Below are 8710 nucleotides of genomic sequence, written 5' to 3' on the forward strand. Positions count from 1 at the left end.
TGAGGATTCGCCGCGACCGGACGCCCATCGCCCTCGACGACCTGCCCACCTCCACGGAAGAACCCATGCAGCTCGCCTCCACGTGGGAGTTCGTGGGCTGGCAGGGCGGCGGGGAAGGGGAGGGCGCCGTGGGCCACAGCCCCGGAGACCCCCTGGGCGGACCGCGTCGTGGACCTGGACGTCGCCGCCGCCGCGCCCGCCACCTCCGAGGACGGCGTGGCCCTGGCCTCCGCGTGGGAGTTCATGCAGCAGCCGTGGCAGCCGCAGGCCGTCGTGAACATCGACCCGGCCCAGGCCCTGCTCGCCGCCGCCAGCGCGTCCACCGACACGCCCGTGGACGGCCCCGCGGTCACCGCCGAGCAGGTCCTCTCCGCGCTCGACACCGCGGACTCGCAGGGCATGGTCGGCAAGGTGCTGCTGGCCTACAGCGCGGGCCGCTTCCGCCGGGCCTTCCTGCTGGGGGACAGCTTCGGACTCGCGCGCGTGGGCCGCGCCTGGGGCCCGGGCAGCGACCGTCCGGAGGTCGCCGCGCTCAAGGTGGACCTGGACACGCCGTCCCTCTTCACCTCCGCGCTGAACGGCCCCAGCCCCAGCGTCTTCAGCGCCCCGCAGGCCCCCCAGGACGAAACCATCTTCTCCGCGCTGTGCGCCGAGTCCGGGTCCCACCTGCTCGTCTTCCCGCTCCACTCGCGCGGGCAGCCCGTGGCCTTCTTCGTCGCCGAGCACGGCCCCGCGCCCGTGGAGGTCTCCATGCTGGAGGAGCTGGGCCGCATCGCGGACCGCGCGGTGGAGATCTGCACGCGCCTCCACCGCTTCCCCTGAAGCACGAAGGGCCCCGGAGCCTTGAAGCCCCGGAGCCCTTCTTCACTTCACCCTACGACCGCGGCGCGCTTCAGCTGCAGCCGCTGGTCGTGCCGCAGTTCGCGCACTTGTAGCAGGCGCCGCTGCGCACGGTGATGGCGCCGCACTGGTGGCAGGGCGGGGCGTCCGCCTGGTTCAGGTACGTGCTGCGCGAGTTCATCGCGGACAGCTGCAGCGTCCCCGCCTGGGCCGGCACCGCCGCCTGCGTCACCGGCTCCGGACGGGCCTCCTCCACCGGCGTCACCTCCGCGTCGTCCGCGCAGGGCTCCGTGGGCAGGAACTTCAGCGACAGCCACCGGAAGATGTAGTCGGTGATGGACTTGGCGATGGGGATGGCCGGGTTGCCCGTGAAGCCGCTCGGCTCGTAGCGGGTGTGGCAGAACTTGTCCGCCAGCACCTGGAGCGGCACGCCGTACTGGAGCGCCAGCGACACGCTGGTGGCGAAGCTGTCCATCAGGCCGCTCACCACCGAGCCCTCCTTCGCCATCACGACGAAGAGCTCGCCCGGCTTGCCGTCCTCGTACATGCCCACCGTCAGGTAGCCCTCGTGGCCCCCGATGGAGAACTTGTGCGTGATGGACTGCCGCTCGTCCGGCAGCCGGCGGCGGAGCGCCTTGGGCTCGGGCGTCACGGCGGGGATGGGCTCGGCGGCCACCGCGCGCCTCGCCTCCGGGGCCTTGTCCTGCGACGTGTTGAGCGGCTGCGTGCGCTTGCACCCGTCGCGGTACACGGCGACGGCCTTCAGGCCGCTGCGCCACGCCTCGATGTACGCCTTCTCGATGTCCTCCACCGTGGCGTCATTGGGCAGGTTCACCGTCTTGGAGATGGCGCCGGAGAGGAACGGCTGCGCCGCGGCCATCATCTCGATGTGGCCCATCCAGTGGATGCTGCGCTGGCCCTTGGACGGCTTGAACGCGCAGTCGAACACCGGCAGGTGCTCCGGCTTCAGGTGCGGAGCGCCCTCGATGGTGTCGTGCTTGTCCAGGTACGCGATGATGTCCTGCGCCTGTGTCTGGGGGTAGCCCAGCTTCTCCAGCGCCAGCGGCACCGTCTGGTTGACGATCTTCAGCATGCCGCCGCCCACCAGCTTCTTGTACTTGATGAGCGCGATGTCCGGCTCGATGCCCGTGGTGTCGCAGTCCATCATGAAGCCGATGGTCCCCGTGGGCGCCAGCACCGTCACCTGGCTGTTGCGGTAGCCGTGCTCCATGCCCTTCGCGAGCGCGTCGTCCCACGCCTCCTTCTGCGCCGCGTGCAGCTCCGCGCTCACGCCGTCCGCCGCGAGCTGGTACGCCGCCTTGCGGTGCTTGCGGATGACGCCGAGCATGGGCTCCGCGTTGTTGCCGTAGCCCGCGAACGCGCCCTGCTTCTGCGCGATGCGCGCGCTCGTCGCGTACGCCTCGCCGCACATGAGGGACGTGATGGCCGCGGCCAGGTTGCGGCCGGCGGGGGAGTCGTACGGCAGGCCGGACGCCATCAGGAGCGCGCCCAGGTTCGCGTACCCCAGGCCCAGCGGGCGGTAGTCGTGGCTGTTCTTCGCGATGCGCTCGGTGGGGTAGCGGCTGAAGCCGACGATGATCTCCTGCGCCAGCAGCACCACGGACACCGCGTGCTTGAAGGCGGCCACGTCGAAGCCACCCTCCAGCGTGCGGAAGTGCATCAGGTTCAGCGACGCCAGGTTGCAGGCCGAGTCATCCAGGAACATGTACTCGGAGCAGGGGTTGGACGCGTTGATGCGCGCCGTGCCGGAGCACGTGTGCCACGCGTTCACCGTGGTGTCGTACTGGAGGCCCGGGTCGCCGCACAGGTGCGCCGCCTCCGCGATCTCACGGAACAGCTCGCGGGCCTTGTACGTCTCCAGCACCTGGCCGTCGCGCACCGCGCGCGTCTGCCACGGGCCGTCGTTCACCACCGCCTTCATGAAGTCGTCGGTGACGCGCACGGAGTTGTTGGAGTTCTGGAAGAACACCGACCCGTAGGCCTCGCCGTTGAAGGACGGGTCGTAGCCCGCTTCAATCAGCGCCCAGGCCTTCTTCTCCTCGTTCGACTTGCAGCGGATGAACTCGAGGATGTCCGGGTGCTCGGCGTTGAGGATGACCATCTTCGCCGCGCGGCGCGTCTTGCCGCCGCTCTTGATGACGCCCGCGAACGCGTCGAAGCCGCGCATGAACGACACCGGGCCGGACGCGGTGCCGCCGCCCGCCAGCAGCTCCTTGCTGCCGCGGATGCTGGACAGGTTGGAGCCCGTGCCGCTGCCGTACTTGAAGAGCATGCCCTCCGTGCGCGCCAGCCCCAGGATGGACTCCATGTTGTCGTCCACGCTGTTGATGAAGCACGCCGAACACTGCGGGTGCTCCTCCACGCCCACGTTGAACCAGACCGGCGAGTTGAACGCCGCCTTCTGGCGCAAGAGCAGGTGCGTCAGCTCCGCGTGGAACGCCTCGCGGTCCACCGCCGACGCGAAGTAGTGCCCCTCCTCACCCCAGCGGGTGAGGGTGTCCACCACGCGCGCCACCAGCTTGCGCACGCTCGTCTCACGCTCCGGCGTGCCGGGCGTGCCCCGGAAGTACTTCGACGCCACGACGTTCGTCGCCAGCATCGACCAGGACTTGGGGACTTCAATGTCCTTCTGGTCGAAGACGACCTTGCCGTCCTCGCCCTTGATGCTCGCGCTGCGGTACTCCCACGCCAGCTCGTCCGCCGGATCCACCCCGGGCGTCGTGAAGAACCGCTCCACGGTCAGCCCCGTGGAGGCCGTCGCCGCCTTGCCCTTCGCGCGGCCTCCGCGCCGCGGCTCCCTGCCTCCCACCACCGGCTTCCCACTCAGTTCCTTCTCCATGACGCCCACCTCCAGATTCACTGAGAGTGATGATGCAAAGTTTGCAAAATGGCCAACGCCGCGAGATCCCAGGGGATCCGTTGATCAGTTCCAGGCACCGGGACGGCGGCGTTGAGAATGTCGGGGACGGGCAGAGACGAGGGGACACACCCCTGGAATCCGGGCCCGGGCCTGACTGCCCACCCGCCGGGCGGGCGGATCCATATGATCGCTGGTGGGGTCCGTCAACATCACCTGCGCCCCCATATCTAGTGTCAGAATCCTGCTTACACACTTCATTTGGTACGCATTTCGACACGGCCTGATCTGCGCCCAAGGCTGATCTAATAACCCTTCTCCCGGTGGCAATGGCAGCCGTGGCTGGCAATGTATCGTCATGACCATGCAAATCCGGCTCATGGGGGAAGGGGGCCTGTCCAAGCGCTTGTGATCACTCGCGGATGTTTGCTGTCAGTCCGTGTTCCGAGCGTAGGAGCGCTCCCGGGCCCACGCGACAAACGGGCCGGGTGGGGCGGGCCTGGACGGTCGCCTGCTGAACGGCGGCATCGATTTCGAGGCTCCGTCGCGTTAGGAGGCGAACCATGCCGCCTCCCTTCGAACGCCACGTCTTCGTCTGCACCAACCGCCGCCCGGACGGACACCCCAAGGGGTGCTGCGCCACCAAGGGTGGGGAGGAGGTGCGGGCCGCCTTCAAGGAGGAGCTCGACAAGCGCGGGCTCAAGCGGAGCATGCGCGCCAACGCGGCGGGCTGCGTGGACACGTGCGCGTTCGGCGTCTCCGTGGTCGTCTACCCGGAGGGCACCTGGTACGGCGGCGTGAAGGTGGAGGACGTGCCCACCATCGTGGAGGAGCACCTGGTGCAGGGGCGCCCCGTGGAGCGGCTCCTGATGCCCTTCAACAAGAAGGCGGAGCGCTGAAGGCGGTTGTCCGCCTCGCGCCCCGCCCTCGGGGAACCCTGTTGAGTCCTACCGCCCGGCGCTAGTCGCGGCGGTTGCCCAGCAGGCGCAGCAGCGACAGGAACAGGTTGATGAAGTCCAGGTAGAGGGTGAGCGCGCCCACGATGCTCACCGCGGTCGTGCTCTTGAAGCCCGTGCCCGCGTGGTACTCGCGCAGCTTCTGGACGTCGTACGCGGTGAGGCCCGCGAACACGAGCACGCCCGCGCAGGCGGTCACGAACGACACGGCGCTGCTCTGGATGAAGAAGTTCACCACGCTGGCGATGACGATGCCGATGAGGCCCATGAAGAGGAACGTGCCCCAGCCGCTCAGGTCCTTCTTCGTGACGGTGCCGTAGACGGCCATCGCGCCGTAGGTCGCGGCGGTGATGAAGAACACCTGGCCGATGGAGCTGGCCGTGTAGATGAGGAAGATGACCGACAGCGTCACGCCGGTGAGCGCCGCGTAGCCCGCGAACATGGCCGCGGCCACCGGGCCGGACAGCCGGGGCGCCAGGATGGACAGCCCGAACACCACGCCCAGCTGCACCACGAACAGCACCATCCGGTTCTGCACCGCCATGCGGAGCAGCGTCTCATTGGCCAGCGTCACCATCGCCATCACGCCGGTGAGGGCCAGGCCCGCGAACATCCAGCCGTGCACGCGCGACATGAACGCGCGCTGCGACTCCTGCACCAGGACGTCGTCTACCCGGGCCGCCTGCCCGCCCTGCCAGCCACCTGATGATTCCCACGCCATGTGTTCCGTTTCCTTTCGGGCCGGGCACCGCTGCGCCCTGGCCTCTGTCTAACGAGGAGCCTTGGGGGACGCCTTAAAGGGCCTTCCACGCCAACAAAAGCTTTGAAGCCACTTCCGTCGTGATGAGCGGCAGGACCCCCCCGCCGCCCACGATGTTGACGATCTCCGACATGGACCCACGGCACACCCCGCCCCACGCGGGCTGCTTCGCGAGCCCCACGGAGGCATAGGCCGAGTAATCCACGAAGAAGGAGGTCGGCAGCACGCTGTTCTGGCCACAGAGCAGGTGCTCCTCCGGCTGCGTGTCCACCACCTCCTGCACCACGTAGCCGCCGCCCTGGGGGGCCGTGGCGGCGCGCTCGCACAGCTCGGCCCACGTCATGGATTCGCCGAAGGCGCCCTTGGCGCGCTCCTCGAAGGGCGCGGTGCCCACGGAGCGGCCCAGGAAGACCGCCTTGCCGCCGTAGTCCCAGGCGCGCTTGAGCACGAAGCGCGCGGGCTCCTCGGCCACGCGCGCCACGATGTCGTCCACCGGCGCGCCGTCGGGGCCCATGCCGGGGCCGTGGCGGAAGGGGCGCGTCCAGGGCACCGCCGCGCGCACCGCCTCCAGCTCGTCGGGCGTGAGGCCCGCGGCTTGCGCGAGCGCCGCGTCCGTCACCGCCTGGGACAGCAGCGCGAACGTCGTCTTCACCTCCACCTGCGAGGCGGGCGGGTTGAGGAACACGGCCTTCTTCCCGGGAACGACGCCCAGGAAGTCCTCCACCCACGGGGCGGGGCTCTGCTCCAGCCGGCGCACGAAGAGGTGGCGGTAGACCAGGTCGTACTTCTTGCCGTTCACCGTGAAGGCGTCGTCGCCGGACACGTCCTCCGGGTGCACGATGTCCGCGTCCGCGCCGAACTCGCGGAAGCGCTCGCACAGCCAGCGCAGCTCGGTTATCTGCGCGTCGTTCTTGCGGCACAGCAGCGCCACCGTGTCCGGCAGCTTCCCGTCGCGCTCGGCCGCGTAGCCGTCCAGCAGCGCGCGGTAGAGCGCCAGCGCGTTGTTGCCGTTGAGCGTGAGCAGCGCCGCGAGCGCCTTCTCCGGGTAGCGCACGTGCCGCGCGACCACTTCGATGAAGGTGCGCGCCGCGATGTCCGAATAGCCCTGCATGGCCGGGATGGTGGCGTTCACCTCCAGCGCCCAGGGCCGGCCCGCGGACACGAAGTAGTCCACGCGCGTGTTGACGAGCGTGCGGCTCGCCTCCCAGGTGGCCTGCGCCAGGCGTCGCTCCAGCGGCGACAGCGCGCCCAGCAGCACCTCCGCGTCCGGGCCGCCCAGCGTGGCGCGCGCCATCTTCATGGTGGCGGAGGCCAGCTTCGCGGACAGCAGCGCGCGGCGTTTGATCTCCTCCGCGTCCAGGATGACGGGCGTGGCGGTGATGGGGATGGGCTGGGTGCTGCCATCCGGCTTCGTCACCGCGAGGCCGCGCTGATAGGCGGTCTTCGCCAGCTCCGGTCCGAAATAGTGTGCCTGCCTGCGCAGGACATCCATGAGCTCGTGCACGCGCGGAACCTACGACCCCAGGGGCTCGTGGGTCCACAACCCGCGACCCGCGCCATTGTTCCCCACGTCCGCCACCTCGCCCCGCAGCCTCTTCCGTCCCTGCTTGCACCCGGGCGGGGAGGTCGCTTAAAACAACTCAGTTGCTTTACGAGACCGAGTGGACGTGAGCCGCCTCCGACGCCGCCCCAGCCCGAACCGCTCCCTGCCGCGCCTGCTGGCGCTGCCGTGGGTGCTCGTGTGCGTGCTGGTGTACGTGGGCAGCGTGCTCCACTTCGCGCTCGTGCAGCACACCACGTGCCTGGAGCACGGGGACGTGATGCACGTGAGCGAGGCCTCGCACGGCGGGCCGTTGGAGGAGGAGCGCTCCTTCGACGATGCGCGCGTGGCGCGGGCGCCGGTGTCCAAGGCCACGCCCCACGGCACGGAGGCCCACTGCCACCATGCCTTCTTGCGCCGTGAGGCCCCGCCTCCGGCCGGGTCCGCGCCCGTCGTGGCCGCGGTCTCCACGCGCTCCAGCCCGGCGCTGGCGGTGTTCCGCTTCCAGGCGGCACCCGTCGCGCTGCTGAGGCTCGCGCCCAAGTCGTCGCCGCCGCGCGCCTAGCCTCCGCCGTCGAAGCCCGCCCTCCCGGCCCCACGTGTCTTCGTGGGGCGGGGTGCGCCGTGGCCACCGGAGTCCGGGTCGTGCGCGTTCCCGTTCACTGAACGGATCCGCCGCGCGCGCTCGGGTGCTCCTGGCCGCACGCACCCGCGCGCTTCGTGCCGCGGTTCCTCCTTCCAGTCCTGCCCGGTCCTTCGTGCTCACTCCTCCTGGGAGCGGTGCGCGTGGGGCGGGGGGCTGGAGTTCCCGCAGTCCATCCCTGTCCCTGGAGTCCCCATCATGAAGAAGAAGCTCTTGTCCGCGCTGCTGCTGTCCACCGCCCTCCTCGCCGCCGGCTGCGGTGGTGACGACGAGGAGGAGGCCCACGTCGACGAGGAGGGCTGCGAGCACCTGCAGGAGGGCCCCGCCGTCAGCGTCACCGCCGTCACCAGCGGCAACGGCCCGGCCGTGAGCAACGACCACAAGCGCTACGACATCGCGCTGGTGGACGTCGCTGGCGGCAAGGGCGGCGCGGTGTCCTTCGCCGTCTCCGAGGCCACGGACTACGTCCTCTATGCCAGCGCCCCGGTGCCGGTGACGGTCACCAACGGCAGCGGCGCGGCGGTGGAGTTCGAGGAGAGCGCCACCAGTTCCTCGCTCTGCACGGACATCCAGGGCCGCTACGTCGTGCCGCTCACCGTGGGCACGCACACGCTCACCTTCGGCCCTTCGACCCTCTCCTCGGTGTCGCTCGTCATCGAAGAGGCGGGCGCGCACGACCACGACCACGAGTAGCCACCGCTGCCCCACTTTCCAATGAAGCCCGAGGCGCCCCATGTCCAAGGTCTCTGCTGGTGGTGCGAGTTCCCTGCTTCCCTGCGACGTGCGCCGCGACGGCGACCGTCTGTTCGACGTGGCCATGTGGTGCCTGGGCCAGGACGTGCGTTGCCCGGATGGCAACGTGCTGCTCCGGCACGGCCTGGTGCGCGAGGCGCGTCCGCCGGGCGTGGAGGGACAGAGCGCGTACCAGGGGCGGCTTGGGGACGGGGGGCGCCTCACGCTGTGGGGCTTCGGCGCGCTGTGTGACGTGTGCGGCGCCGCCCTCTTCGTGCCGCGCGACGGCTTCGTGCCGCGGTGGGTGGAGGGCGCGCGCGGCACGGCCTTCCGCGTGGAGGACGTGGGCGTCCGGCGGGAC

7 protein-coding genes and 1 pseudogene are annotated in these 8710 nt (G+C 70.0%); 5 read left to right on the forward strand and 3 right to left on the reverse strand.

The genetic code is table 11. The features are described from left to right. Positions 1-168 precede the first annotated feature (168 nt). Positions 169-822, forward strand: coding sequence for a hypothetical protein (locus ACLEQD_RS30940; RefSeq protein ID WP_410389055.1), 654 nt, complete (start codon positions 169-171; stop codon positions 820-822). A gap of 70 nt (positions 823-892) precedes the next feature. Here ACLEQD_RS30940 and ACLEQD_RS30945 read toward each other — a convergent pair whose 3' ends face one another. Beyond that, on the reverse strand, positions 893-3700 hold the full coding sequence (locus tag ACLEQD_RS30945) for a vitamin B12-dependent ribonucleotide reductase (protein WP_410389057.1): 2808 nt from the start codon (positions 3698-3700) through the stop codon (positions 893-895). A gap of 581 nt (positions 3701-4281) precedes the next feature. Between ACLEQD_RS30945 and ACLEQD_RS30950 the strand changes: the two genes are divergently transcribed. After that, positions 4282-4617 carry a (2Fe-2S) ferredoxin domain-containing protein gene (locus ACLEQD_RS30950; protein ID WP_120530529.1) on the forward strand — a complete coding sequence of 112 codons (336 nt, stop codon included), beginning with the start codon at positions 4282-4284 and terminating at the stop codon, positions 4615-4617. 61 nt (positions 4618-4678) lie between these two features. Here the strand turns inward: ACLEQD_RS30950 and ACLEQD_RS30955 are convergent, their stop codons facing one another. Then, the gene (locus ACLEQD_RS30955) at positions 4679-5395 is read right to left on the reverse strand and encodes a Bax inhibitor-1/YccA family protein (RefSeq protein ID WP_410389059.1); all 717 of its coding nucleotides are present in this window, start codon (positions 5393-5395) and stop codon (positions 4679-4681) included. 73 nt (positions 5396-5468) lie between these two features. Then, positions 5469-6926: a hypothetical protein gene (locus ACLEQD_RS30960; RefSeq protein ID WP_410389064.1), complete on the reverse strand. Its 1458-nt coding sequence runs from the start codon at positions 6924-6926 to the stop codon at positions 5469-5471. A 175-nt stretch (positions 6927-7101) separates the two neighbouring features. Here ACLEQD_RS30960 and ACLEQD_RS30965 point away from each other — a divergent pair, with 175 nt between their 5' ends. The 3 genes and pseudogenes from ACLEQD_RS30965 to ACLEQD_RS30975 all read left to right on the forward strand — a co-directional run. After that, positions 7102-7539, forward strand: a complete 438-nt coding sequence (locus ACLEQD_RS30965) for a hypothetical protein (protein ID WP_410389061.1) — start codon at positions 7102-7104, stop codon at positions 7537-7539. A gap of 276 nt (positions 7540-7815) precedes the next feature. Then, entirely contained in the window at positions 7816-8310 is a 495-nt protein-coding gene (locus ACLEQD_RS30970) for a hypothetical protein (RefSeq protein ID WP_410389062.1), read from the forward strand. A gap of 40 nt (positions 8311-8350) precedes the next feature. Then, positions 8351-8710, forward strand: a pseudogene (locus tag ACLEQD_RS30975) (hypothetical protein); the annotation flags it as partial.

Origin of the sequence: Corallococcus sp. 4LFB (genome assembly GCF_046520365.1) — a bacterium.
In the GTDB taxonomy this organism is placed as follows: Bacteria; Myxococcota; Myxococcia; order Myxococcales; family Myxococcaceae; genus Corallococcus; species Corallococcus caeni.

What these genes read in the sequence shown, in the direction of transcription:
- ACLEQD_RS30945 (WP_410389057.1), bottom strand. Translation starts at nt 3,700, where the DNA reads ATGGAGAAGGAACTGAGTGGGAAGCCGGTGGTGGGAGGCAGGGAGCCG.
- ACLEQD_RS30950 (WP_120530529.1), top strand. Translation starts at nt 4,282, where the DNA reads ATGCCGCCTCCCTTCGAACGCCACGTCTTCGTCTGCACCAACCGCCGC.
- ACLEQD_RS30955 (WP_410389059.1), bottom strand. Translation starts at nt 5,395, where the DNA reads ATGGCGTGGGAATCATCAGGTGGCTGGCAGGGCGGGCAGGCGGCCCGG.
- ACLEQD_RS30960 (WP_410389064.1), bottom strand. Translation starts at nt 6,926, where the DNA reads ATGGATGTCCTGCGCAGGCAGGCACACTATTTCGGACCGGAGCTGGCG.
- ACLEQD_RS30970 (WP_410389062.1), top strand. Translation starts at nt 7,816, where the DNA reads ATGAAGAAGAAGCTCTTGTCCGCGCTGCTGCTGTCCACCGCCCTCCTC.